This is a genomic window from Listeria grayi, assembly GCF_900638015.1.
Classification (GTDB): domain Bacteria; phylum Bacillota; class Bacilli; order Lactobacillales; family Listeriaceae; genus Listeria; species Listeria grayi.
In genome coordinates, this window is record NZ_LR134483.1 from 1 (window position 1) to 26,569 (window position 26,569).

General features: G+C 40.8%; 22 protein-coding genes. 21 read left to right on the forward strand and 1 reads right to left on the reverse strand.

All coding sequences use genetic code 11. The annotated features are described in order from the left end of the window. The first annotated feature begins 33 nt into the window (after nucleotides 1-33). The 20 genes from dnaA to EL241_RS00100 all read left to right on the forward strand — a co-directional run bounded on the left by dnaA (nucleotide 34) and on the right by EL241_RS00100 (nucleotide 23,666). Entirely contained in the window at nucleotides 34-1,371 is a 1,338-nt protein-coding gene (gene dnaA, locus EL241_RS00005) for a chromosomal replication initiator protein DnaA (RefSeq protein ID WP_036105285.1), read from the forward strand. Between the two features lie 178 nt (nucleotides 1,372-1,549). Then, complete coding sequence (gene dnaN, locus EL241_RS00010) at nucleotides 1,550-2,695, forward strand: DNA polymerase III subunit beta (protein ID WP_003756791.1); 1,146 nt, start codon at nucleotides 1,550-1,552, stop codon at nucleotides 2,693-2,695. Nucleotides 2,696-2,763: 68 nt separating this feature from the next. Next, nucleotides 2,764-4,125 (forward strand): MATE family efflux transporter, encoded by a 1,362-nt coding sequence (locus tag EL241_RS00015; protein WP_036105280.1) that lies wholly within the window; start codon nucleotides 2,764-2,766, stop codon nucleotides 4,123-4,125. Nucleotides 4,126-4,365: 240 nt separating this feature from the next. Beyond that, nucleotides 4,366-4,584 carry a S4 domain-containing protein YaaA gene (gene yaaA / locus EL241_RS00020; protein WP_036105278.1) on the forward strand — a complete coding sequence of 73 codons (219 nt, stop codon included), beginning with the start codon at nucleotides 4,366-4,368 and terminating at the stop codon, nucleotides 4,582-4,584. Nucleotides 4,585-4,610: 26 nt separating this feature from the next. After that, nucleotides 4,611-5,720, forward strand: a complete 1,110-nt coding sequence (gene recF, locus EL241_RS00025; protein ID WP_126320233.1) for a DNA replication/repair protein RecF — start codon at nucleotides 4,611-4,613, stop codon at nucleotides 5,718-5,720. Nucleotides 5,721-5,752: 32 nt separating this feature from the next. After that, nucleotides 5,753-7,693 carry a DNA topoisomerase (ATP-hydrolyzing) subunit B gene (gyrB, locus tag EL241_RS00030; RefSeq protein ID WP_003756782.1) on the forward strand — a complete coding sequence of 647 codons (1,941 nt, stop codon included), beginning with the start codon at nucleotides 5,753-5,755 and terminating at the stop codon, nucleotides 7,691-7,693. Nucleotides 7,694-7,734: 41 nt separating this feature from the next. Continuing rightward, nucleotides 7,735-10,257, forward strand: a complete 2,523-nt coding sequence (gene gyrA, locus EL241_RS00035; RefSeq protein WP_126320234.1) for a DNA gyrase subunit A — start codon at nucleotides 7,735-7,737, stop codon at nucleotides 10,255-10,257. A gap of 64 nt (nucleotides 10,258-10,321) precedes the next feature. Beyond that, a complete protein-coding gene (locus EL241_RS00040; protein ID WP_036105273.1) occupies nucleotides 10,322-10,840 on the forward strand; it encodes a hypothetical protein in 519 nt (172 codons plus the stop codon). Between the two features lie 161 nt (nucleotides 10,841-11,001). Continuing rightward, nucleotides 11,002-12,273 (forward strand): helix-turn-helix domain-containing protein, encoded by a 1,272-nt coding sequence (locus EL241_RS00045; protein ID WP_036105271.1) that lies wholly within the window; start codon nucleotides 11,002-11,004, stop codon nucleotides 12,271-12,273. A 115-nt stretch (nucleotides 12,274-12,388) separates the two neighbouring features. After that, nucleotides 12,389-13,042, forward strand: coding sequence for a DUF5105 domain-containing protein (locus EL241_RS00050; RefSeq protein WP_126320235.1), 654 nt, complete (start codon nucleotides 12,389-12,391; stop codon nucleotides 13,040-13,042). 87 nt (nucleotides 13,043-13,129) lie between these two features. Further along, nucleotides 13,130-13,426 carry a hypothetical protein gene (locus EL241_RS00055; protein WP_232020835.1) on the forward strand — a complete coding sequence of 99 codons (297 nt, stop codon included), beginning with the start codon at nucleotides 13,130-13,132 and terminating at the stop codon, nucleotides 13,424-13,426. Then, the gene (locus tag EL241_RS00060; protein ID WP_126320236.1) at nucleotides 13,423-14,775 is read left to right on the forward strand and encodes a tripartite tricarboxylate transporter permease; all 1,353 of its coding nucleotides are present in this window, start codon (nucleotides 13,423-13,425) and stop codon (nucleotides 14,773-14,775) included. The genes EL241_RS00055 and EL241_RS00060 overlap by 4 nt, the downstream gene beginning before the upstream one ends. A gap of 21 nt (nucleotides 14,776-14,796) precedes the next feature. Further along, nucleotides 14,797-15,765 carry a mevalonate kinase gene (gene mvk / locus EL241_RS00065; RefSeq protein WP_126320237.1) on the forward strand — a complete coding sequence of 323 codons (969 nt, stop codon included), beginning with the start codon at nucleotides 14,797-14,799 and terminating at the stop codon, nucleotides 15,763-15,765. Continuing rightward, complete coding sequence (mvaD, locus tag EL241_RS00070) at nucleotides 15,722-16,693, forward strand: diphosphomevalonate decarboxylase (protein ID WP_036105267.1); 972 nt, start codon at nucleotides 15,722-15,724, stop codon at nucleotides 16,691-16,693. The genes mvk and mvaD overlap by 44 nt, the downstream gene beginning before the upstream one ends. Beyond that, nucleotides 16,683-17,756, forward strand: a complete 1,074-nt coding sequence (locus EL241_RS00075) for a phosphomevalonate kinase (protein ID WP_036105264.1) — start codon at nucleotides 16,683-16,685, stop codon at nucleotides 17,754-17,756. Before mvaD ends, EL241_RS00075 begins: the two co-directional genes overlap by 11 nt. A 267-nt stretch (nucleotides 17,757-18,023) precedes the next feature. Continuing rightward, entirely contained in the window at nucleotides 18,024-19,121 is a 1,098-nt protein-coding gene (gene qoxA, locus EL241_RS00080) for a cytochrome aa3 quinol oxidase subunit II (protein WP_036105261.1), read from the forward strand. Nucleotides 19,122-19,139: 18 nt separating this feature from the next. Continuing rightward, a complete protein-coding gene (gene qoxB, locus EL241_RS00085; RefSeq protein WP_003756764.1) occupies nucleotides 19,140-21,116 on the forward strand; it encodes a cytochrome aa3 quinol oxidase subunit I in 1,977 nt (658 codons plus the stop codon). Beyond that, entirely contained in the window at nucleotides 21,104-21,712 is a 609-nt protein-coding gene (gene qoxC, locus EL241_RS00090) for a cytochrome aa3 quinol oxidase subunit III (RefSeq protein ID WP_036105258.1), read from the forward strand. Before qoxB ends, qoxC begins: the two co-directional genes overlap by 13 nt. A 1-nt stretch (nucleotide 21,713) precedes the next feature. After that, nucleotides 21,714-22,043 (forward strand): cytochrome aa3 quinol oxidase subunit IV, encoded by a 330-nt coding sequence (gene qoxD / locus EL241_RS00095; protein ID WP_003756760.1) that lies wholly within the window; start codon nucleotides 21,714-21,716, stop codon nucleotides 22,041-22,043. Nucleotides 22,044-22,226: 183 nt separating this feature from the next. After that, nucleotides 22,227-23,666, forward strand: a complete 1,440-nt coding sequence (locus EL241_RS00100) for a 6-phospho-beta-glucosidase (RefSeq protein ID WP_036105255.1) — start codon at nucleotides 22,227-22,229, stop codon at nucleotides 23,664-23,666. A gap of 39 nt (nucleotides 23,667-23,705) precedes the next feature. On the opposite strand, the gene EL241_RS00105 is transcribed toward EL241_RS00100, so the two are convergent. Continuing rightward, entirely contained in the window at nucleotides 23,706-24,275 is a 570-nt protein-coding gene (locus EL241_RS00105) for an NAD(P)H-dependent oxidoreductase (protein WP_036105253.1), read from the reverse strand. A gap of 303 nt (nucleotides 24,276-24,578) precedes the next feature. Here EL241_RS00105 and EL241_RS00110 point away from each other — a divergent pair, with 303 nt between their 5' ends. After that, entirely contained in the window at nucleotides 24,579-26,483 is a 1,905-nt protein-coding gene (locus EL241_RS00110) for a beta-glucoside-specific PTS transporter subunit IIABC (protein WP_036105250.1), read from the forward strand. The last annotated feature ends 86 nt before the right edge of the window (nucleotides 26,484-26,569 follow it).

Here is a 26,569-nt window from a genome sequence, read left to right on the forward strand (position 1 = left end):
ATGGTTTCTTACATAGATAAGGGAGGGATATTATTGCAATCAATAGAAGCTATTTGGCAAGAGGCACTTCAAGTGGTCAAAAAGAATATGAGTAAGCCTAGTTATGATACTTGGATGAAATCTACCACCGCCCATTCATTAGAGGGAAATCATTTTATTATTTCCGCGCCAAATAATTTTGTACGGGATTGGCTGGAAAAAAGTTATACCCAATTTATTGCCACCATTTTACAAGAAATAACTGGCAATACGTATGATGTTCAGTTCATTGATGGAGAACAAGAAGAAAAATTTGAATATGTCACTCCTAAAAAACATTTAGATGATATAGAAGAAAATCCGGAAAACAGCAAACATATGCTCAATCCGCGTTATGTTTTTGATACATTCGTCATTGGATCTGGAAATCGTTTCGCCCATGCGGCTTCTTTGGCAGTGGCCGAAGCACCTGCAAAAGCCTATAATCCGCTATTTATTTACGGAGGTGTTGGTTTAGGGAAAACGCATTTGATGCATGCCGTTGGTCATTATGTGCAGCAGCACAAAGAAAATGCTAATGTCATGTACTTATCTAGTGAAAAATTCACCAATGAATTTATTAGTTCGATCCGCGATAACAAATCGGAAGAATTCCGTGCTAAGTATCGTAATGTCGATGTTTTGCTCATCGATGATATTCAATTTTTAGCCGGAAAAGAAGGAACCCAGGAAGAATTCTTCCACACCTTCAACACTTTATATGACGAACAAAAACAAATTATCATTTCCAGTGACAGACCGCCTAAAGAGATCCCTACACTCGAAGACCGACTTCGTTCCCGCTTTGAATGGGGTTTGATAACAGATATCACACCGCCGGATCTGGAAACTCGGATCGCGATTCTGCGTAAAAAAGCAAAAGCGGACGGATTAGATATTCCTAATGAAGTCATGCTTTACATCGCTAATCAGATCGATTCAAATATCCGGGAATTAGAAGGTGCGCTTATCCGGGTCGTGGCCTACTCGTCACTTGTCAACAAAGATATTACTGCTGGCCTTGCCGCAGAAGCACTTAAAGATATTATTCCAAACAATAAACCGACTGTGATCACGATCAAAGCGATCCAAGCAGCGGTCGGCGAATATTATCATGTTCGCTTAGAAGATTTCAAAGCTAAAAAACGCACGAAAAGCATTGCCTATCCAAGACAGATCGCGATGTATCTATCTCGTGAATTGACGGATGCATCGTTGCCGAAAATCGGCGATGAATTTGGTGGACGAGATCACACCACTGTCATTCATGCCCATGAAAAAATCACGCAATTGATAAAAAGCGATATGAATCTAAAAAATGATATTGCTGAAATCGAAAAGCAGTTGCGCTAGCTTCCTGTGAAAATTGTGGATAACAAAATAAAGTTACCAACAAGTTATCAACATGTGGAAAACTTTTTAAAATCTATTTCCACAGCACTTATCCACTTATCCACAGCGCCTATTACTATTACTACTATTTTTTATTAATTAATTAAGACTATAATTCTATAAAATCTGGAGGTTACTCATGAAATTCATAATTAAACGTGATCGTCTTGTCCAAGCTGTTAATGAAGTCTCTCGTGCTATTTCATCTCGCACAACGATACCGATACTTACAGGAATAAAAATTACCGTCAACGATGAAGGTGTCACTTTGACCGGTAGTGATTCTGATATTTCCATCGAAGCATTTATTCCACTTATTGATAACGATGAAGTGATCGTCGAAGTAGAATCTTTCGGCGGGATCGTTTTACAAGCTAGATATTTCGGCGATATCGTTCGTCGTTTACCGGATGAAAATGTAGAACTCGAAGTAGTCAGCAGCTACCAAACCAACATTCGTTCCGGGCAAGCTTCCTTTACATTAAATGGGCTCGATCCTTTGGAATATCCAAAACTACCAGAAGTAACGGACGGTAAGAAGATCATTTTACCGATCAATGTTCTTAAAAATATTATCCGTCAAACCGTTTTCGCGGTTTCTGCCATCGAAGTAAGACCTGTATTGACCGGTGTAAACTGGTTGATCAAGGAAAACTTGCTTACAGCTGTCGCAACAGACAGCCACCGACTTGCGTTACGCGAAATACCGCTGGAAACTTCCTTGGAAGAAGATTACAATGTCGTCATCCCAGGAAAAAGCTTGTCAGAATTAAACAAGATCTTGGATGATGCCAGTGAATCGATCGAAATGGTGATCGCGAACAATCAAATTTTATTCAAACTAAAAGATCTGCTATTCTATTCGAGACTTTTAGAAGGCAGCTATCCAGATACTTCTCGTTTGATCCCTACAGACATCAAGTCTGAACTTGTCATTAATTCTAAATCTTTCCTACAAGCGATCGACCGGGCGTCATTGTTGGCTAGAGAAAACCGCAACAACGTTATCAAACTTTCGACTTTAGAAAGCGGTCAGGTGGAAGTTTCTTCTAACTCACCAGAAATCGGGAACGTTTCGGAACGTGTTTTCAGTCAGCAATTTTCTGGCGAAGAGCTTAAAATATCATTCAATGGTAAATATATGATGGATGCGTTGCGCGCATTTGAAGGTGACGATATCGTCATTTCCTTTGCAGGCACGATGCGGCCGTTTGTTATCAGACCGAAAGATGCTACGAATCCAAATGAAATCTTACAATTGATCACACCAGTAAGAACTTATTAAAAAAGGAGATCCGCCATTTAGACGGCGGGTCTTTTTTATTGTTTATAAGAAAGGAGTGTCTGCCAATAATGATGAAAGATATGACGACTGGGAATCCCACCAAGATCATCTTTTTATTTGCATTGCCTATTTTTATTGGAAATTTGTTTCAGCAATTCTATACCATGATCGATGCCATGATTGTCGGTAAATTCGTTAATGTCGATGCTTTAGCTGCAGTCGGTGCAACCAATTCCATCAATTTCTTTATGATCTCACTGATCATTGGTTTAATGAGCGGAGTTTCTGTAGTCGTAGCACAATATTTCGGCTATAAAGATTTTGACAAACTGAAAGATGTAATCGCTACCGCCACTTATGCTGTAGTGGTCACGGCTATCGTACTGACTGTTCTCGGCATTCTTCTCGCGAAACCATTACTGCTTCTCTTGCGCACGCCGCCGGAAATAATGGATGATGCGACTATTTTCTTGACTACTTTGTTTATCGGTATTCTCCCGATGAGTTTATATAACGGGATCGCAGCTATTCTAAGAGCACTCGGAAATTCATTCACGCCACTCCTCTTTTTGATTTTTTCTTCTTTGCTGAATATCGGCTTGGATTTTTTACTCGTTGTTTATTGGCATATGGGTGTTCGCGGGGCAGCGCTCGCAACTGTACTATCACAGTTTATTGCCGCTATTTTATGTATTTACTATGCTTATCGTCACGTTCCGTTTATGCGGATCGAACGAGCAAAATTTAAAGTGACACCTTCTTTGCTCAAAGAAATGATCCGGATCGGATTGCCTTCCGGATTGCAGGGGTCGTTTATCTCAGTTGGGAATATGATCCTGCAGACATTGATCAATGGTTTTGGTTCTGCTGTCGTAGCGGCTTACACTGCTGCAAGCCGGATCGATTCGCTTACCTATCAGCCGGGGATAGCTTTCGGGCAAGCTTCTTCCATGTTCGCCGGACAAAATATGGGAGCGGGAAAAATCGATCGTGTCAAGAAAGGTTATTGGGCAGGAATCAAAGTAGTAACGATCATCAGCATCATTATCACGATCTTAGTCCAATTATTCGCCAAACAGTTTCTATTACTCTTTGTGGATGCAAAAGAAACCGAAGTTATCAAGATCGGTATGAGCTATTTAGTGGTAGTATCGTTATTCTATGTCGTCGTAGGTATTTTATTCGTTGTACGGGAAACACTGCGCGGCACTGGCGATGCGATCGTGCCACTTGCGATGGGTATCTTTGAATTAGTTTCCCGGTTAGCGATCGGATTTGCCCTATCACTCGTGATGGGCTATCTAGGATTATGGTGGGCGACTCCGGTAGCATGGATCACAGCAACCTGCTTAGGTGTCTGGCGCTATAGCTCCGGAAACTGGATGAAAAAAGCAGTTGTCAGGCAAGAACGTGAAGAAATAAACCCATAATTATGGTATAATAGATTCATATAAGCAGAAAAAGCGAAATCCTTGTTAGATTTCGCTTTTTCTTATCCCTTTCATTTAAACGGCGCAGAAGTCGTTTTTTTAGCTTTTTTATAAAATAGTAGGGGGATACTATTTTAACTAAAAAACGGAAATAAACCGTTTCTGAAAAAATTATTTTGTATTATTCCCAAATCTTTAGTAAAATAGAATTAAGAAACAAAAAAGAATGGACGTGACATTTTGGCTGATACGGTAAAAATAAACAGTGAATATGTAACACTTGGTCAATTTTTACAAATGGTCGATGTAGTTTCTACCGGAGGGATGGCAAAAGCTTTTCTCAGCGAGCACCCGATCTATATCAACGGCGAACAGGATAATAGACGTGGCAGAAAATTAAGAAACGGCGACATTGTACTCATTCCAGGCAAAGGTAAATTGAAAATTGAGCAAGACTAATTTTTTATGTTAGGAATAAAACACATATGCATTTAGAAAATATGGTACTGAGAAATTTCCGCAATTACCCTTTTTTAGAAGTTGATTTTTCTCCGGCAGTCAATGTCTTTCTAGGGGAAAATGCTCAGGGAAAGACGAATTTATTAGAGGCCATTTTGATGTTGGCATTAGCCAAGTCGCATCGAACCGCAAACGATAAAGACTTCATCAACTGGGATTCCGAAGAAGCAAAGATCGAAGGTAGAGTATTCAGGCGCAGCCAATCCGTTCCGCTTGAATTGATGATCACCCCAAAAGGAAAAAAAGCAAAGGTCAATCACTTAGAGCAAAAGAAGCTGAGCCAATATGTGGGTAATCTGAATGTAGTTATGTTCGCTCCAGAAGATCTGTCATTGGTAAAAGGCGCTCCCGGCGTGCGCAGACGCTTTTTGAATATGGAAATCGCTCAAATGCAGCCCGTTTATTTACACGAATTGAGTCAGTATCAGCGAGTCTTGCAGCAGCGCAATCAATATTTAAAAGCAGCACAGATGAGCAAAAAGGCAGATCCAATCATGTTGGATATCTTAAATGAACAATTTGCAGAGATCGCGATCACGATCACCAAACGGAGAAGTGAATTTGTAAAAAAACTCATTCGTTTTGCCGCCCCTCTGCATTATCAAATATCGCGCGAGCTAGAGCAGCTGACGATTCGCTATGCAGCATCCATTGATTTGCAGGAAACAGACGAGTCAACGAAGACAAGCGTCATGGAAAAACTGCAAAAAAATAAAAAACGCGAGTTGGAACGAGGCGTGACACTTATCGGTCCGCACCGTGACGACCTTCATTTTTATATCAACGAGCAGGATGTTCAAGTATTTGGTTCGCAAGGCCAGCAACGAACGACTGCTTTATCGATCAAATTGGCAGAAATCGATCTGCTTAAAGAAGAGATCGGAGAATATCCGGTTCTATTATTAGATGACGTCCTCAGTGAATTGGATGATTTCAGACAATCTCATTTACTAGGTGCGATCGAAGGAAAAGTACAAACGTTTGTGACGACAACAAATATAAGCGGCATCGATCATAATACGATCAAACAAGCCACTACTTATACAGTGACACAAGGTAGCGTAGAAAAAAGCTAACAGAAATTTGAAGAAAGTGCGGTGAATTTTTAATGTCAGAAGAGAATATTACAAATGTACAAAGTAATGCCTCTGATTATAACGATGATCAAATACAAGTATTAGAAGGATTAGAAGCTGTTCGTAAACGTCCAGGGATGTATATCGGTTCCACAAGTCAACGCGGGCTGCATCATTTAGTGTGGGAAATCGTGGATAATGCGATCGATGAAGCATTAGCAGGTTTCTGTTCGGAGATCGAGATTACGATTGAAGAAGATAATAGTATTACAGTAAGAGATAACGGCCGGGGGATCCCCACTGGTATCAATGAAAAAGTCGGCCGCCCAACAGTCGAAGTTATTTTCACAGTACTGCATGCCGGTGGTAAATTCGGCGGCGGCGGATATAAAGTATCCGGCGGTCTGCATGGCGTAGGGGCTTCGGTCGTGAATGCTTTATCGACGGATCTGGAAGTATATGTCCACCGTGATGGTCAAAAGTATTATCAACGTTTTGAACAAGGAAATGTCGTTATGGATATGGAAGAACGCGGCGAAACAGACTACCGCGGGACAATCGTCCATTTCAAACCAGATCCTGAAATTTTCACAGAAACAACAGTATTTGATTTTGATACCTTACGTACGCGCGCAAGAGAACTTGCCTTTTTAAATAAAAATTTACGAATCTCGATCGAAGATAAACGTGAGGAGCATCAAGTACGCAAAGATTATCACTATGAAGGTGGGATTCGTTCTTATGTCGAACATTTGAATAAATCCAAAGAAGTCATTCACGAGCCACCGATCTACTTAGAAGGGGAACGTGAGGATATCATGGTTGAAATCTCCATGCAGTACAACACAGGATTTGCCAGCAATCTGATCTCGTTTGCCAACAATATCCATACCTATGAAGGTGGAACCCATGAATCCGGTTTTAAAACTGCTCTGACACGTGTTATCAATGATTATGCGCGCCGTAACAAGCTATTTAAGGATAGCGATGATAACCTGTCCGGGGAAGATGTTCGGGAAGGATTGACAGCGATCATTTCGATCAAACACCCGAACCCGCAATTTGAAGGTCAAACAAAAACTAAACTGGGAAATTCAGAAGCTCGTACAATTACCGATAAACTCTTCTCAGAGGCTTTAAATAAATTTATGATGGAAAACCCGGATGTCGGCAAAAAAATCGTTGAGAAGGGCGTTGTGGCTTCTCGTGCGCGTATGGCAGCTAAGCGTGCACGTGATGTAGCCCGTAAAACAAGCGGATTGGAAATTTCCAACTTGCCGGGTAAACTGGCAGACTGTTCTTCCCGTAACCCAGAAATCAGCGAATTATACATCGTTGAGGGCGACTCGGCCGGCGGTTCTGCAAAACAAGGACGTGACCGTTTATTCCAAGCGATCCTGCCGATTCGCGGTAAGATTTTGAACGTTGAAAAAGCGCGTTTAGATAAAATCCTTGCAAATGAAGAGATCAGAACGATCTTTACAGCCATGGGAACAGGTTTTGGCGGCGATTTCAATGTAGCGAAAGCACGTTATCACAAATTGATCATCATGACCGATGCCGATGTCGACGGCGCACATATTCGTACGCTGTTGCTCACCCTGTTTTACCGCTATATGCGTCCGCTCCTTGATGCAGGCTACATCTATATCGCTCAGCCACCGCTTTATCAAATCAAGCACGGCAAAGAAGTAGAATATGTTTACACAGATAAACAATTAGATGATTACCTTGCTTCCATCGGCAGCGACACAAAATATGCGATCCAACGTTATAAAGGTCTGGGCGAAATGAATCCAGAACAACTTTGGGAAACAACAATGAATCCGGAACACCGGACATTACTACAAGTCAACATCAATGACGCGATCGATGCGGATGAGACATTTGAGATGCTGATGGGCGACCGCGTAGAACCGCGCCGCAAATTTATCGAAGAAAATGCGCAGTATGTGAAAAACTTGGACATTTAATACGGACTAGAATGGCAATTTGAAAGGGAGGTTTCTCTTAAATGGCGGAAACACCAAACGATAGAGTTACAGAAATCAATTTAAATAAGGAAATGCGGACATCATTTTTAGATTACGCAATGAGTGTTATCGTAGCTCGGGCCTTGCCAGACGTGCGTGATGGGTTAAAACCAGTACATCGCCGTATTCTTTATGCAATGAACGATCTAGGAATGACCTCCGACAAAGCGTATAAAAAATCAGCGCGTATCGTCGGCGAAGTAATCGGTAAATATCACCCGCATGGTGACTCAGCCGTTTACTTTACAATGGTTCGGATGGCACAGCATTTCAGCTATCGAAACATGCTCGTTGACGGACACGGTAACTTCGGTTCAGTCGATGGTGATATGGCTGCAGCGATGCGTTATACAGAAGCAAGAATGTCGAAGATCGCGATGGAATTATTGCGAGATATCAATAAGGATACGATCGATTATGCGGATAACTATGACGGATCAGAAAAAGAACCAGTTATTTTACCAGCGCGTTTCCCTAACCTGCTAGTCAATGGGTCTTCTGGTATCGCTGTAGGGATGGCTACCAATATCCCTACGCACCATCTCGGTGAAGTGATCGACGGGGTTCTGGCGCTCAGCCGCGATCCAGAAATCGAGATTCGCGAATTGATGGAATATATTCCAGGGCCGGATTTCCCGACAGCTGGATTGATCATGGGAAGAAGCGGAATCAGACGTGCTTATGAAACTGGTCGAGGTTCGATCGTAGTTCGTGCACGCGTGGACATCGAAGAGAAAAAAAATGGCAAAGAAACGATCATTATCACGGAAATACCGTATCAAGTGAATAAAGCTCGTTTGATTGAGCGTATCGCAGAATTAGCGCGTGAAAAGAAAATCGACGGCATCACTGACATCAATGATGAATCCGACCGTTCTGGTATGCGGATCGTCATCGAAGTCCGTCGTGATATAAGCGCAAGCGTGATCATCAATAACTTATATAAAATGACTGCATTACAAACGACTTTCGGGATCAACATGCTTGCATTGGTGGATAATCATCCTAAAGTCCTTAACTTGAAGCAGATCTTATATCATTACTTAGAACATCAAAAAATCGTGATCCGCAGACGGACCGAATTTGAATTGCGCAAAGCAGAAGCAAGAGCGCATATCTTAGAAGGTCTGCGTATCGCACTGGATAACATCGATGCCGTGATCGCTTTGATCCGTAGTTCTAATACTACTGAAACCGCTAAAGAAGGCTTGATGACAAAATTCCAATTGTCCGACAAACAAGCGCAAGCTATTTTGGATATGCGTTTGCAGCGTCTGACAGGCTTAGAACGCTCGAAAATCGAAGAAGAGTATCAAAACTTGATGACTCTGATCAACGACTTAAAAGCGGTTCTAGCGGATGAAGAGCGCATCTTAGAAATTATTCGCGAAGAATTAGAAGAAATCAAAATCAAATATGCCGATAAGCGTCGTACAGAGATTTTAACAGGCGATATCGTCAACATTGAAGATGAAGACTTGATCCCAGAAGAAGAAGTAGCTATTACCTTGACAAAACGCGGTTACATCAAGCGTTTGCCACTTTCTACTTACCGCAGCCAACGCCGCGGCGGAAGAGGTATCCAAGGAATGTCGACTCATGAGGATGACTTCGTAGAACATTTAGTTGCAGCAAGCTCTCATGATACGCTTCTTTTCTTTACCAATACAGGAAAAGTTTACCGTGCGAAAGGCTATGAAATCCCTGAATATGGCCGTACAGCTAAAGGGATTCCACTTATCAACTTATTAGGCATCGAAAGCCAAGAACAGGTAAATGCGGTGATCAACGTTTCTGAATTCACGGAAAACAGTCATTTATTCTTCACTACCAAACATGGTGTCGTGAAGAGAACTGATATCTCGCAATTTGCCAAGATTCGCCAAAGCGGCTTGCGTGCTGTAGATTTACGAGAAAATGACGAATTGATCTCCGTTCAGATCACAGATGGCAATAAAAATATTATTATTGCGACCAAACAAGGCCAGTCGATTTATTTCCCGGAAAATAATATCCGTGTAATGGGTAGAACTGCCGCTGGTGTCCGTGGAATCCGCTTACGCGAGGATGATGAAGTAATCGGCATGGAAATCCTGGAAGACGATCAAAAAGTCTTGATCGTTACCGAAAAAGGATATGGAAAACAAACTCCAGCTGCGCAATATCCACTTCGTAATCGAGGCGGAATGGGCGTTAAGACGGTGACAATCACTGAGAAAAACGGTAATCTAGTAGCAATGAAAACTGTTTCCGGCGAAGAGGATATCATGCTGATGACAGTTAGCGGTGTTATGATCCGTTTCGAGATCGGAACAGTTTCCCAAACCGGCCGGAGCGCAATGGGTGTAAAACTTATCCGTTTAGATGAAAACGAAAAAGTAGCCACAGTTGCCAAAGTACCAAAAGAAGAAATCCTAGACGAGGAAGAAGAAATTTCAGAAGAACTGATCGTAGAAGTTCCAGATGAAAGTTTTGAAGATACCCCGCCAAGTGATGAAATATAAAAGTAAATACAGGATCTGCCTATTAGGCTGATCCTGTATTATTTAGGATAATGGAGGAAATAGGTTGATACAATTAATTTTCATTATTGCTTTTGTGATCTTGGTGATCTTGATGCCCAAAAATAACAAAAGTGAAAAAGAAGCGGCAAAAATATTTATGGAGCGATACAACATACATACGAAAATAAAGGGAAATGTGATTAAACAGTTAGAATTGATCGAAATCGAGGCAAATACGCTCGTCTATCGTACTTACCGCAAACGTTTTTTAAAACAATCACTTTTTTCGTTTTTAGGCTTGTTGGTTTTGGGAGCTGTTGTAATCGGAGCAATGTTTGTTATGCAAGATTTCACGATAGGAATCATTGGTTTGATCGTATTTTTACTTGCACTGATCGTGTATCTGATTTTTATATCGATTAAAATGATCACGCTTCAAACATCCATTCGGACACGAGCATGGATAGCAGTTGTTCAGCATTATGATCCTGCAATTCCGATCGCGATTTTTAACGAAAGTAAATGGCAAGTGGCATTTTTGAATTATTTGCAGAAAACTAATATGCCAGAAGAAATTATATAAGACATAAGCAACTCCCCATAACTGGGGAGTTTTTTTGAAAAATTATGGCGAAAAAAAGGCGAAGGAGCAAGTTTTTCACTATTTTCTTTATAAATAAATTAATAAAAGGGTTTCCGTTTTCGATATACTGTATATTAGAGATTGCAAGGAAGTGAACAATAATGGAACTCATTGGTATTCGAATAGCAAATCTACGGAAAGAGAAAGAATACACCTTAGCAGAGACGGCTAAGGGGATCATTTCCGTATCTTACTTGAATAATATTGAAAAATGCCGTAAAGTACCTTCTCTTGAAACGCTATTATTTTTGGCAGAACGATACGATATTGCTGAAGATTTTTTAGTACTTGAAACGAATAATGAAGTAAAGTTGCTAGCAGATTTACAGCAAATATATAAAGATTTAATGGAATTCAGTACCCACAAGGCGCTCGACAAGTTGAAACGTTTAGAAAGCAAGTATGTAATGGCAAAAGAAAAAACATACCTTGAATTGATTTTTTATTGCTTATTGAGTGCGGTTTATTATCGTATATGGAAAGAAGATGCGGCAATAAAAATAGAAGAGCGCAAACTTTTTCAACTCCGTAAAATAAAACAAACCAAATTACCTGCATTTCTGCAAACTGCTTTTAATTATTTTCAACTGCAAAAGAATTTTTTTAATGGTGACTACAAAAAAGCAAATGCTTGTCTAGAAATCTTAGAACAGTCCACAATAAAAGCAACCTACAAAGCCGTATATTTCTTGACGATAGCTATCAGCTGCATCTGTTTAGAAGATTATGAACAGGCGGATCATGCTCTAAATCAGGCAAAGCAGTATTCTTGTCGTCTTCCGGCAGAAAAACAAGAAAATCTAATGCAGATTTGTTATTTAGAAGGATTTGTACAATTTGAGATCGGTTTTTACAAAAAGGCAAAACAAAAATTACAAGAAGCGGATTCCTATGGAGAGCAATTTTCCAATATGAAAAAGCGTTTTTCATTATCCATTCACTTTAAACTGCTAGAAGTTTATGAAAAATTAAATGAAAAAGCAAAATTTGGCATTCAATTACAAAAGGTCTATCAGATTGTTTTAGAAAAAGGTGGGCAATTCGATAATAATGATCGCATTGTTTTACCAAAACTACTCGTTTATTTTGCTGAAAATGAGTGTTTTGAGGAATATGCTGTTGTGAAAAACCTTATTATTCAAGGGGAAAAGGATTCATTTTTTGAAATGAAATTTTTTTGGCAATATGCGGAAGCGTTAGAAAAATATGAACGCAGTGACTTTATAGGTTATGAAAAACTTATGGCAGAGCTACTTCAAAAAATCGATACGTGTAATGATCCGCGATTAATCAGAAAAACAAAAGAACATGCCAGTAATTATTACGCCAGCCATAAAAAATACAAGAATGCTTTCCAAATACTAAAAGGATAAAAGTACTTTTTTTCTCCCTTCAATCAGTCTATTCTCTCTTTTTTTCCTTTTTGAAAACTTCATGAGTTCTCCTGGTATACTTATTTAGAAATTAAAAAAGGGAAGGAAGTAAACAATGAGAACTAGAAAAAATTTCATCTTGTTAGGTGCAATGGCAATTCTTGTAGTAATAGGATTGGCAGGTTGTGGAGATAAGCGCGTTGAGCCAAAAGAAGCCGCTCAAGTGACAATGAATGCACTTTTATACAATGAAGATACGAAAAAGTTAGATAGTATTTATGACGGTGATTTCAAAAAATTTGAAAAGGAGTTTAAAAAAGGATTTAAAACCGGTTTTAAAAATTCTCTTCAAAGCCAAACACAAACTACTGTTTCTGATGAGAAAGTAGAAGAATTTTACAAAGTTCTTGTGAAGCAAATAAAGAAAAAAGTGAAATATACTGCAAAAGTTACAAAAGATGATAAAGAAAAACCGGAAATTGAAATATCAGGGAAAGGTCTAGACTTAAAAACAGTTCAAGACAATGTGATCAAGGGGCTTCAAGACGAGATCAAAAAAGATGCTTCGTTGGCCACCGATAAGACAAAATTGATGGATCGATTAATGGACCTGTATATCAAAGAAATACCAAATGCAGGATTATCCGATTCGACCATAAAAACGGTATTATCTCTGCAGCCAGATAAAGACGACAAAAATAAATGGGTGATTACCAATCAAGCTGCGTTTATTCAAGTAGTAGGCCAATTTTATATGGGCGGTATGTAAGCCGTCTTACCTAATAGCAAACAAACCATGATTTCGGCGAAAAATCGAAATCATGGTTTGTTTTTTATATTGAAAAAAGCCGGATAAATGCTTATTATGGTGAATGTAAGTAAAAAACAGAAAGCTGAGGTACTTCTCATGGGTAAATCTCAAAAAGAGGACCAAAATATTGAAATTTGGGCTGATCTTGTTCGTATTAAAGACTTGATCATAGCAATTATTATATGTGTAACTTTAACCTTAGGAGCTTATTTTCTTGCGCCTGACAAACCACCAATGCCGCTTTTCTTCGGATTAGGTGGCGCATTTATCGGTTTTATCATCGCCTGCATCGTAATCAAGCCGAAACGTGAACTCCGGGAAGAGGAGGAAAAAGAAGTATGACGATACAACTTGTCCTCGAAATGATTGCTGCGGCGGTTTTGGCAGCTGGTTTTTATACGATCATTGGAGTAGCCCCAGGAACGGATGAAACGGCTGTTTTAGCACCAGTAACACTTGCGCTTGTATTACTGGGCGTCCCTCCAGTTGTTGTGCTAGCTTTTTTTGTTTCAGCAGTTGTTACATTGAATTTGACGGATGCCGTTCCTGTAGCCGTAGCAGGGACTCCAGGAGGCGTTATGGCGTCACCCATGGTTCCCTATGGTCTAACACTCAAACAAGCCGGACAATCTGTCATCGGCATTAGAAAAATGGCTTCTGGTGCAGCGATCGGAACGTTGGTGGCTGTGCCGGTGAGTTTACTGCTTGCAGGAGCACTCGCACCGTTGTCTGAGGTAATAACCAAATATTCTGCTCCTGTATTTTTTGTGGGCGCCCTATTTTTAGCGTTATTGAGTAAAAATCGTCTTTTGTCGATCTTAGCTATTTTTCCATTCGCACTTCTGATCGAAGGTTTGCGATATTTATATTGGGGAATTCATGCACTACCGACAGATAAAACAGTGACGATCTCGTTTTTCTTAGGAATCACGATCGGGCCAATGGTGTTCAGTATTATTTCATTATTAAATAAAGAATATCGAGAAAGCCTGCCTAAACAGGGAAAAAAAGAAATCACCATTGTTAGATCGGAAAATCAAAAAGGTTTTCCTAATCCTTTCCGCGTGTTGGATCGTAAAGAATTGTGGGCAACGGTGAGCACTTCGCTGGCAGGCTGCTTTACCTTTTTTATGAGCCCTGTAGGAATGACAGTTCTGTTTGGTGAGGGAATCGTCAGCCGCGTAAAAGATCCAATCAAAAAAGCGAAAATAGCCCTAGCCAGCATGGAAGGGTTAGCCCATTCGACCTATTTAGCAGGGTTACTTATTCCCCTTATTGCGTTAGGTGTTCCCTTATCACCAGTCGCGATCGGTCCTGCAAATGCGCTATTTAACGCACCGCCTGTCTTTACTTTGGGGAGAAATATGCATCATGTTCTCGATATGCCCGGCTTTATATGGGCAACAGCAATCGGTTCGATTGTTGGTTTAGGACTGACATATTATGTTATAATGAAGTATTCTGGGCAGATATGCCGTTTTGTTTTTAAATATATTCCCCATGAAGCCATTCTTGGATTGTTCATTGCATTAGTCATGATGCTCAGTTATATGGATGGTGGCTGGATCAATGTATTCGGTGTATTGTTAGTAGCAATTGTTTCAGGTGCGCTCAGCCGCTTAGGTATAAATTTTGGCGTATTATTCATGACGCTTTATGCTGCACCGTGGATTGTAACTGTCTTATTTTAATCAAGGAAGGGATGGCTTCGAGTGTCTACAGGGATTTCGACTGCAAAAATGATTTTATTTGGAGAACATGCGGTAGTATATGGAGAACCAGCAATTTCAGTTCCCTTTACGCAAGCATTAATCAAAACGGAAGTGAGTCCTTCCACTGAAAATCAATTCGCTTCGACCTTTTTTACTGGTCCAATCGAAGAAATGCCGCCTTTTTTAGACGGAATCAAACGGCTGATCCTATCGATCCAAAAACTTTTAGAGCAGCCAGAATCATTGACGGTCAAAGTGCTGTCAGATGTTCCGGTCGGCCGAGGCTTGGGATCAAGTGCTGCAGTAGCCACCAGCGTAACTAGAGGACTTTATAATTATTATGAAAAAAAACTTACAGAAGAAATGCTGCTTAAACTCGTAAATCATGCAGAAGACGCTGCCCATGGCAATGCAAGTGGTGTGGATGCGATCACTGTAGTAACAGAAAAACCAGTCTGGTATGCAAAAGGTAAAAATATGGAGACTATCCATTTTGCAGGAGAATTGACTTTTGTAGTAGCAGATACAGGGATACCAAGTGAGACAAAAGCTGCAGTAGCAGATGTTGGTGTGCTTTGTAAAAAGGAACCTCTGGAATATATGCCGCTGATCAAAGAACTTGGTGGTATTTCCCGGGAAATGAAAGAACTTTTAGAGACAAATATAGATAAAATAAGGATCGGCGAAGCAATGAATCGTTCGCAAAGTATCCTGAAAAAACTAACAGTCAGTGATCCGAAACTGGAAAATTTGATTCAAGTAGCCTTATCAGCAGGTGCTTATGGAGCGAAATTGACAGGTGGCGGTCGTGGCGGCTGTATGATCTCGATTGTAGAAAATAGGGAAATAGCAGAAAAAGTAGTAAAAGCTTTACAAGCAAATGGTTCTGCCAAAGAATGGATATTTACGATTGGAGAAGGTAAACATGAAGGCGATCGCCCGAGCACATACGAATGTGGCATTAATTAAATATTGGGGAAAACGAGATGAAACACTCATGTTACCTGCAAACAGCAGTTTATCGCTGACAGTTGATCAATTTTATACGACAACTGCTTTAGAATGGGACGAATCTTTGCAAAAGGACAGTTTTATTCTAAATGGGAAAGAAGTCGAAGATGCTAAAGTGAGCCGCTTCCTATCCATTATGCGACAGCAATTTCAGTTAACAAGTTTTGCGCGGATCTCCTCTGAAAATCATGTGCCTACAGCAGCCGGTCTTGCTTCTTCTGCTTCTGCCTTTGCAGCCTTGGCCTTAGCCGGATCTGCTGCAGCTGGTCGTAATGATGATCGCAAATATCTTTCTAAATTAGCGAGGCTTGGTTCTGGATCTGCCTCGCGGTCCTTATATGGGGACTTGGTGATCTGGGAAAAAGGCAATCGCGATGATGGCGAAGATTCTTTTGGCGTCCCTTTTACAAGTGAACTAACGAAAGACCTAGCCATTGTGGTAGCTGTCGTTTCAGACGAAGTGAAAAAGGTGCCTAGTCGGCTAGGTATGCAATCTACTGTAGCAACCTCCCCTTTCTTTCCAACATGGGTGCAGGAAGCTGAGAAAGAGCTGGTTGCAATGAAAGAGGCTTTCGCAGCCGCAGACTTTATCACGATCGGGGAAATAACCGAACATAATGCCATGAAGATGCATGCTACTACTCTGGGAGCCAATCCACCGTTCACTTATTTCCAACCTAAAAGTTTACAGGTGATGGATAAAGTGAGAGAATTACGGTTGCAAGGCATCGCCGCTTACTTTACAATGGATGCTGGACCTAACGTCAAAGTATTGTGTGAGCGGAAAAATGAAAAATTAGTTGCTAGCGAATTGACTAAAGTCGTAAAAGACGTATTTATTTGCCACGCAGGTGAGGAAGCGAGTGTGCGTATCGATGAAGCATGAGATAAAAGTAAAAGTGCCCGGTAAACTTTATGTAGCTGGAGAATATGCAGTGGTGGATTCTGGAAATACGGCCGTTTTAACAGCGGTAGATAAGTATATTTCTCTGACATTGACCGACCATGAACGCAATGAATTATGGATTCCGCATTATAAAGAACCTGTTTCTTGGGAAATCGGCGATGAACTGAAGCCGGAGGGAGAACATTGGGTCTTTACAGCGGAAGCTATTAATATTGTGACCACATATTTAAGAAAAGAAGGCATTGCACTTAGTCCTGTTAAACTTGTGATCGAAACAGAATTGATCGATGACTCAGGGGCGAAGTATGGACTTGGTTCCAGCGCTGCCGCTACCGTTGCAGTTGTAAATGCTTTGACAGCACGCTTTGCGCCGGAAACTTCTATCATCAAACGCTTTAAACTTGCTGCCTTATCTCATCTGGTCGTGCAAGGGAATGGTTCTTGTGGCGACATTGCTTCTTGTATGTATGGGGGTTGGATCGCCTACACGACTTTCGACCAAGAATGGGTCAAACATCGTTTGGCTTATAAAACATTAGACTACTTTTTAGAAACAGACTGGCCGCAATTAAAAATCGAGCCATTAGAATCTCCGGAAATGATTTTTTCCGTAGGCTGGACGGGGAATCCGGTCAGTACAGGGAAATTGGTTTCGCAGATTGCTGCATTCAAAGCAGAAAATCACGCAAGCTATCAAGAATTCATTGAAGGAACGAAAAAAGCGGTCAAAAAAATCTTAACCGCCTTCCGTGAGAAAAATAATACCATATTGATTGAAGCAATCACAGAAAATCGTTTATGGCTGCAAAAATTAGGTCAGTCTGCTGGCGTGGAGATCGAGACAGCATTACTGCGCAAACTAGCGGATAGCGCGAAGGAATTAGGAGGCGTTGGCAAATCCTCTGGCTCAGGCGGGGGAGATTGCGGCATCGCTTTTTCGAAAACAAAAGAAGCTGCTTTGCAATTGAAAGAAGCATGGAAAGCGCTTGGGATCCAACCACTACCATTTAAAGAAGGAACTGCGCAAATTCAAATAAATTAAAGTATTTCACAAACTTTAGTTAAAAAAATGAAAAAGTTTGTGAAATAAAAAATATGTGTAGATTTTTTGTATAAATTAAGAAAACGAGCTATAATAAGAAAGTATGGACTTATAGAGATATGATTGGGTTATTATTGGGTATATAATTGTGAACGATGCGCAATCTTTGCAAAGGAAAATAATCACAATACACTTTTTATAATGTCTTCGCAAAAGTATTTAAGCGCAAAATACTGCAATCACATCAAAAGGAAAGAGGGGATTTTAGTGTCAAAGCTACTTAAATCATTACTACTAACGGGAATAGTTGCTACTATCGCATTTGTTAGTGGATGTGGTGATTTGACAGTACTTGATCCAAAGGGGCCAGTAGCAAAAGAACAATCTAACTTGATTTTATACTCTGTTATTTTTATGTTAGCTATTGTGCTTACGATTTTCGTGTTGTTCACGATCATTTTATTTAAGTATCGTGATCGAAAAGATGATTCTAATTACGAGCCAAATATGCATGGAAGCAAAAAATTGGAAGTCTTATGGACGTTGATTCCAGTCATTATCGTTATTGCATTATCTATACCGACCGTTAAGACGATCTATTCTGCCGAAGAAGCACCAAAAGTAAGTTCGCATAAAGAACCGCTTGTTATTTATGCAACAAGCGCGGATTGGAAATGGATTTTCAGTTATCCGGATCAATCGATTGAAACGGTAAACTATGTTAATATCCCAACCGACCGCCCTGTATTATTTAAATTGACTTCTGTCGATACGATGACAAGTTTTTGGATACCGCAATTAGGTGGACAAAAATATGCAATGACAGGTATGACAATGAATCTGTACTTACAAGCAGATGAAGCGGGTACTTATAAAGGCAGAAATGCCAATTTTAATGGCGAAGGTTTTGCCGACCAAAAATTCCAAGTCGTTGCGCAAAGCGACAAGAAATTTGATGCATGGGTCAAAAAGGCACAATCAAGCGCTCCAAAAATCACGCAGGATAAATATGACCGTCTGATCTTGCCGGGACATTCCAAAGAGCAAACCTATACAGGTACACATTTGGCATTTGTTGATCCAGCTGCAGATCCGGAATATGTATTTTATGCGTACAAGCGTTTTGGTTATAAATTAAACAATCCGCACAATCCAAATGTGAAAGAACATATTGCAAAAGAACCATTACTTCCACCAAGAAAAGTTCAAATCACAAATCCTCAGTTTGAACGTCACAACATGAAGCCACAGCTTATCAAAAACGGCGAAGGCTATCATGCAGATCAACATCGTGAGAAGGAAATGAAAAAATTAGAAGATGATATGCAAACAAATGACTTCAATAAAAAAGATGACGATAAATAAAAAGGGGGAACATTTGTCATGAAATTAAACGAATTTATCATTACTGGCGACCCTCTGATTTTAGGAGCACAGGTATCTATTGCCCTTGTTTCGATTGCAGTCGTCGTCTTGCTTACCTATACGAAAAAATGGAAATGGCTGATCACTGAGTGGATCTCTTCCGTTGACCATAAAAAAATCGGGATCATGTATTTGATCTCAGCAGTTCTTATGTTCTTCCGCGGTGGTGTTGATGCTCTGATGATGCGTACACAATTAGCACTTCCTGGAATGAAATTTTTAGATTCTCAGCACTATAACGAAGTATTTTCTACACATGGCGTTATCATGATCTTGTTCATGGCGATGCCTTTCATTATTGGTTTGATGAATATCGCCGTTCCGCTTCAAATCGGAGCGCGAGATGTTGCTTTCCCATTCTTGAATAACCTTAGTTTTTGGCTATTCTTCATGGGTGCGATGCTATTCAACTTATCTTTCGTTATCGGAGGAAGCCCTGCGGCAGGTTGGACAAACTATGCACCGCTGGCAGAGGAATTTGGACCTGGATACGGAATCAATTTCTATCTATGGGGGATCCAGATCGCTGGTATCGGTACATTGATGACAGGGATCAACTTCTTTGTAACAATCATCCGAATGCGAACCAAAGGCATGACATTAATGAAAATGCCAATGTTCACGTGGACTGTCCTAGTGACATGTTTGATTATTATTCTTGCGTTCCCGGTTCTTACCGTGGCGCTTGCATTGATGACATTTGACCACTTGTTCGGCACAGCGTTCTTTACACTCGGAAATGGTGGTTTGCCGATGATGTGGGCGAATCTATTCTGGGTTTGGGGACATCCGGAGGTATATATCGTTGTCTTACCGGCGTTCGGTATTTTCTCGGAAGTTATTTCCACATTCTCGAAGAAAAAATTATTTGGTTATCCAGCAATGGTAGCAGCAGTTGTACTGATTTCTGTACTAAGTTTCTTAGTTTGGGTCCATCATTTCTTCACGATGGGTTCAGGAGCGCTTGTTAATACATTCTTCTCCATCACCACGATGATGATCTCGATACCTACAGGGATCAAGATCTTTAACTGGCTGTTCACCATGTATAAAGGTAAAATCACATTCACGACACCAATGCTTTGGTCGTTAGCGTTCATTCCGAATTTCGTTGTCGGCGGAGTAACGGGTGTTATGCTTGCGATGGCCGCAGCTGACTATCAGTATCACAATACCTACTTCTTGGTTTCTCACTTCCACTATGTATTGATCGCCGGAACCGTATTCTCTTGTTTCGCCGGCTTTATCTATTGGTATCCGAAGATGTTTGGTTATAAATTAAATGAAAAAATCGGTAAATGGTTCTTCTGGGTCTTCGTTGTCGGATTTAACGTATGTTTCTTCCCGCAATATTTCTTAGGCCTTGATGGTATGCCTCGTCGTATTTATACATACGTGCAAGGTGATGGCTGGACAACACTTAACTTTATTTCTACAGTTGGTGCCTTTGTCATGGGGATCGGTTTCTTGATTCTTTGCTACAATATCATTTACAGTTTCAAACATTCTAAACGTGAAGTTTCCGGCGATGTCTGGGATGGCCGTACGTTAGAATGGGCTACAAGTTCAGCAGTTCCTCCGAAATATAATTTCGCCGTTCTTCCTGAATGGAATGAATTAGATGGTTTCTGGGAAATGAAACAAGCTGGCAAGAAATATGATAATAAAAATTACAAGTCTATCCATATGCCGAGCAACACGATGCTAGGCTTTATCATGTCGGTGTTCTTATTCATCGCCGGATTCGGATTCATTTTCTACTGGTACTGGATCGGATTCATTGGTATCGCTGGTACGCTGGCATGTATGATCTATCGTTCTTTCCAAGTCGATGACGGCTACCACGTAGAAGTCGAAGAAATCGTGGCAACAGAAGCGCACATCGAAAAAGAACAGCAAACTGGTGTTAAGGAGGGGAACCCATGGAATCTGTAAAGAAAAATGATGACCGTCCTTTAGAGTATCAATCGGAACAAGGAAGTCTTAATATCATTGGATTCTGGACATTCCTGACAGCGGAAATTGCTTTGTTCGCAACGCTTTTCGCTACCTATTTCGTTATGGAAAAAGCAGGTTCGAATGCGGGGCATCCGCCTTCGGAAATGTTTGAATTATGGCTTGTATTAGTAATGACATTCTTGCTATTAACAAGTAGTTTTACCTGTGGTCTTGCAATCGGAGAAATGCGCAAAGGTAACGTGAAAATGCTCGTGGTCTATATGATTATCACGTTGCTTCTAGGCGCTGGCTTTGTCGGTTTTGAAATCTACGAGTTCTCGCATTACGTCTTGGAAGGTGTGACCATGCAAGTAGGTTCTTACTGGTCTTCTTTCTTTGTTCTACTAGGAACTCACGGACTCCACGTAACAATCGGTTTGTTCTGGATCACCTTTATTCTTATTCAACTTAAACGAGGTTTGACGCCTAAAAATGCATCGAAACTATTTATTACCAGCTTATATTGGCACTTCTTGGACGTAGTTTGGATCTTTATCTTCACAGGTGTTTACCTATATGGGATGGTGAACTAATATGGCGGAAAATAAAAATTCGACGCAGACACATAAAGCTCATGGCCCTTGGCAACATATCATTGGTTTTGCACTTTCCATCATTCTGACATTGCTCGCTGTTTGGGTAGCACTTTACTCGACACTTGATCATAGCGTGAAAGTGGTTATCATCTTCATTTTCGCATTTATCCAAGCGATGTTGCAGCTCTTCATGTTCATGCACATGACAGAAGGGAAAGACGGCAAAGTCAACACAAGTGGTATCCTGTTCGCTCTATTCATCGCGATCATCGTCGTGATCGGCTCTTACTGGGTCATGGAGATCGGACATATGAATCATTTAATGTAAATATTTCCAGTTTGCTCGACAAATGATCAGATTCTAGGCTGTAATAGCGAAGAGGAGCGTTTTTTGGGCAAGCTAAAGTACTTATTCGTGATCCGAATAAGTACTTTTTTTATTTTATCCTTGCTCTGTAATGCATTACATAATTTATACTAAAATCAGACAGATTGAAAGGAGCAAATAACTATGAATCAACAAAAAAGTCAATTTCCAGAAGGATTTCTCTGGGGAGGAGCGACAGCTGCGAATCAAAGTGAAGGCGCTTACTTAGACGGTGGAAAAGGTTTATCTCTAGTGGATATCATTCCAGCTGCAGAAGAAGACCGGTTTGAAGCGCTACTAAATCCAGCGCAAGCATTAGACACAAAGTATCGCTTTTACCCAAGCCACGAATCCATTGATTTCTATCATCACTTCAAAGAGGATATTCGTTTGTTTGCTGAAATGGGTTTTAAATGTTTCCGGATGTCGATCAGCTGGCCACGGATTTTTCCTAATGGAGATGAAAGTGAGCCTAATGAAGAAGGATTAGCATTCTATGACGAAGTATTTGATGAATGTCATAAGTACGGCATTGAGCCAGTCGTGACGATCAACCATTTTGATACACCGCTGGAGATCTTCAAAAAATACGGAGGCTGGAAAGATCGACGCTGTATCGATTTTTATTTAAACTTTTGTGAAGCGATCTTCACACGTTATAAAGATAAAGTGAAATACTGGATGACATTTAATGAGATCAACATGATCCTGCATATTCCGTTTCTTGGTGGGGCTCTGGATGTGACAAAAGAAGCAAATCCAGAAGAAGTCAAATATCAAGCGGCGCATCATCAACTAGTAGCATCTGCAAAGGCAACCAAGCTGGCGCATGAAATCAATCCTGACAATCAAGTAGGTTGTATGCTGGCGGCTGGGAACACCTATCCGTTCACGTGTAATCCCAATGATGTCTGGAAATCCATCAATGCCGACCGCGAAGGCTATTTCTTCATCGATGTACAGTCACGCGGCTATTATCCAAGTTATACGAATCGCTTCTTCAAAGAAAACAACATTGAAATCGTCATGGAAGAAGGCGACAAGGAAGTGTTAAAAGAAAACACCGTGGATTACATCGCTTTCAGCTACTACTCCAGCAGATTGACGAGTGCTGATCCTGAAAAAATGAAAGAAACGGAAGGCAATGTTTTCGCAACCCTGCGCAACCCATACCTAAAAGCAAGCGAATGGGGCTGGCAAATTGATCCACTAGGTCTGCGCATCACAATGAATCTTATCTACGACCGTTATCAAAAACCCTTGTTCATCGTTGAAAATGGGCTAGGAGCAGTGGATACGGTTACTGATGCAGGTACGATCGAGGACGATTATCGCATTGACTATATGCGCGAGCATGTCCGCGAAATGGGGGAAGCGATCGAAGACGGCGTAGAATTGATCGGCTATACACCATGGGGCTGCATCGACCTTGTGAGCGCTGGAACTGGCGAGATGAAGAAACGCTACGGTTTTATTTACGTCGATCGAGATAATAAAGGAAACGGGACCAACAAACGATTGAAGAAAAAATCATTTGACTGGTATAAGAAAACAATTGCTTCTAATGGAACAGATATCGAATAATAGCAACGAAAAGCACTTCTTTTAAGAAGTGCTTTTTGCTTACAATGTTTTACTGATTTGCTCGACTTTTTTCAAAAAAGCAGTTCGCTTTTCCAGAGAAGAGCCGCGGATGTAGGAGCAAGTCGTGTGTGTGACTGGTTTGATACCACACATATTTAATACTTGCTTTTTTAGGACTTTGCCATAGTCCTGCTGAACCAAATGCGCATAAAATGAGGGTGTATCATGTGTATTGATGATCCAAGCCCGTTTTCCAGGCAAAAGACCAACCGGACGGACCCCCTTATACGCATAAGCGAAATCCTTCACAAATACTTTGTCAATAAATCCTTTTAAGATAGCCGGCATTCCGCCCCACCAGATCGGGAAAATAAAAACGAGATGATCGGCCCATTCAACGAGCGTTCTCTCTGCTTTTGTCGTTTCATCAAGGTAAAGGTCCCGTCGCTTTTTATCCTTTCCAAAGTGAAGCAGAGGATCATAATTTTCCGCATATAGATCCAACACTTTAATGGTGTGCTGCTGGGACAGATTGGCTGTAACTTTTTGCAAAATCGCATAATTCAAACTTTCATGGTTCGGATGTGCATAGATAATCAAAAAATTCATTCGCTGACAAGACCTTCCTTCAAGTAGATTGAATTACTGCTTTCCTCTTAATTATGCAGCGGATAATCTGTTTTTAAAACAGACCTAAGATGTAGTTTCCACGGACCAAAATCAGAAGTTGAAAATTAATGTTGCAATCGCTTTCAGAATATGATATATTTCAACTATCAACAAAGGATTGTTACCTTTTTGGGCAAAACCTAAGCTGATTCACAGGAATCGTGTCATTAGATACGAGTTTCCTGGGATGAGCTTAGGTTTTTCTTTTTGCCCAAATATCAAAACAGAAAGAGGGTCAGTTAGATGAAATACGAAGAATTAGCAAAGCAAATCCTGGAAAATGTCGGTGGAAAGGAGAATATCAACAGTGTTTTTCATTGTATCACTCGACTAAGATTTAAGCTAAAAGATGAAAGCAAAGCCAACACCGACGTCATCGAAAAATTAGACGGCGTCATTACCGTTGTCAAAAGCGGCGGCCAGTATCAAGTAGTTATTGGTAATCACGTTCCAGATGTATACAGCGCTGTTTTAGCAGTCGGAGGTATTTCTGCTGATGGAGACGGCGGTGGCAATGATGAAGCGAAGGGCAGCCTATTTAACCGATTTATCGATATGATCTCCGGCGTATTTACACCAGTTTTGGGTGTACTGGCAGCAACAGGTATGATCAAAGGCTTCGCCGCCTTATTTATCGCACTTGGTTGGATCACGGACCAATCTGGAACGTACCAAATCTTATATGCGATCGGTGACAGCTTATTCTACTTCTTCCCGATATTCTTAGGATTTACCGCAATGAAAAAATTCGGCGGGAATATTTTTATCGGAATGGCGATCGGTGCCGCGCTGGTTTATCCGACATTGGCAGGCGTATTAGCAGGGAAACCACTGTATACATTGTTCAGCGGCACATTGTTTGAGTCGCCGATCCATATTACTTTCTTAGGGATTCCAGTTATTTTAATGACGTATTCATCTTCCGTTATCCCAATAATCTTGGCCGCTTACTTTGGTTCCAAAGTAGAAAAGGGCTTTAAAAAAATCATTCCAGATGTAGTGAAAAACTTCCTTGTTCCATTTTGTACATTGCTAGTTGTTGTTCCGCTTACTTTCTTAGTGATTGGACCTGTTGCAACATGGGCAGGAAACTTGTTAAGTGCATTCACGTTATGGATCTATCATTTGAGCCCGATCGTTGCCGGTATTTTCTTAGGTGGTTTCTGGCAAGTATTTGTTATCTTCGGATTGCATTGGGGCTTCATTCCTGTCGTCATCAACAACCTTACAACTAAGGGATTTGACCCAGTATTAGCACTGACTTTTGCCGCTTCCTTTGCCCAAATCGGTGCAGTAGCAGCAGTTATGGCTAAAACAAAGAGCGCTAAATTGAAGTCGCTTGGGATCCCAGCTTTTGTTTCCGGTATTTTCGGTGTAACAGAACCCGCTATTTATGGGATCACCTTACCGCTTAAAAAACCATTTATCATCAGCTGTATCGGTGGTGCAGTCGGCGGTGCGATCATTGGACTTTTCAATGTAAACAGCTATATCATGGGAGGACTTGGAATCTTCGGTTTCCCGAACTTCATCCATCCTAAAAATGGCGTCGACGCAACAATGTGGGGAGTAGTCATTGCAGTAATCGTTGGTTTTATCGTTACCTTCATTCTCACTTATTTGATCGGATTCAAAGATCAAACAGATCCAATCGCTGAAAAACCCGTAGAAACGCAAGTTGAAACATTGATTGAAAAGGAGACCCTTTATGCACCATTAGAAGGACAAACGATCTCTCTAGCAGAAGTTAGCGACGAAGCATTTGCATCCGGGGCGCTTGGCAAAGGAACTGCTTTTGTTCCAACAGTCGGTAAAGTTTATGCACCAGCTTCCGGGAAAATCGCCACACTGTTTCCAACTGGACATGCACTTGGAATGGAAACAAACGAAGGCGCCGAAGTTTTGATACACATCGGCATGGACACCGTTCAATTGAACGGTAAGTATTTCACGACACATGTTAAACAAGGCGATCAAGTAGAGCAAGGTCAATTGTTAGTGGAATTTGATGTGGAAAAAATAAAAGCAGAAGGCTATGACATCACTACTCCAATGGTCGTGACAAACTATACGAATTATTTAGACGTTATCATCCAAGAAAATGGAAAAGTCGCTGTCGGAGAACATGTTCTTACCTTAGTAATTTAAAAAGTTGATCCCGCCCTTCACTTGGAGAGCGGGATTTGTTTTGTCAAAAAAATGCCTGTCAACTTTGCTGGTTTGCTTGTATGGAA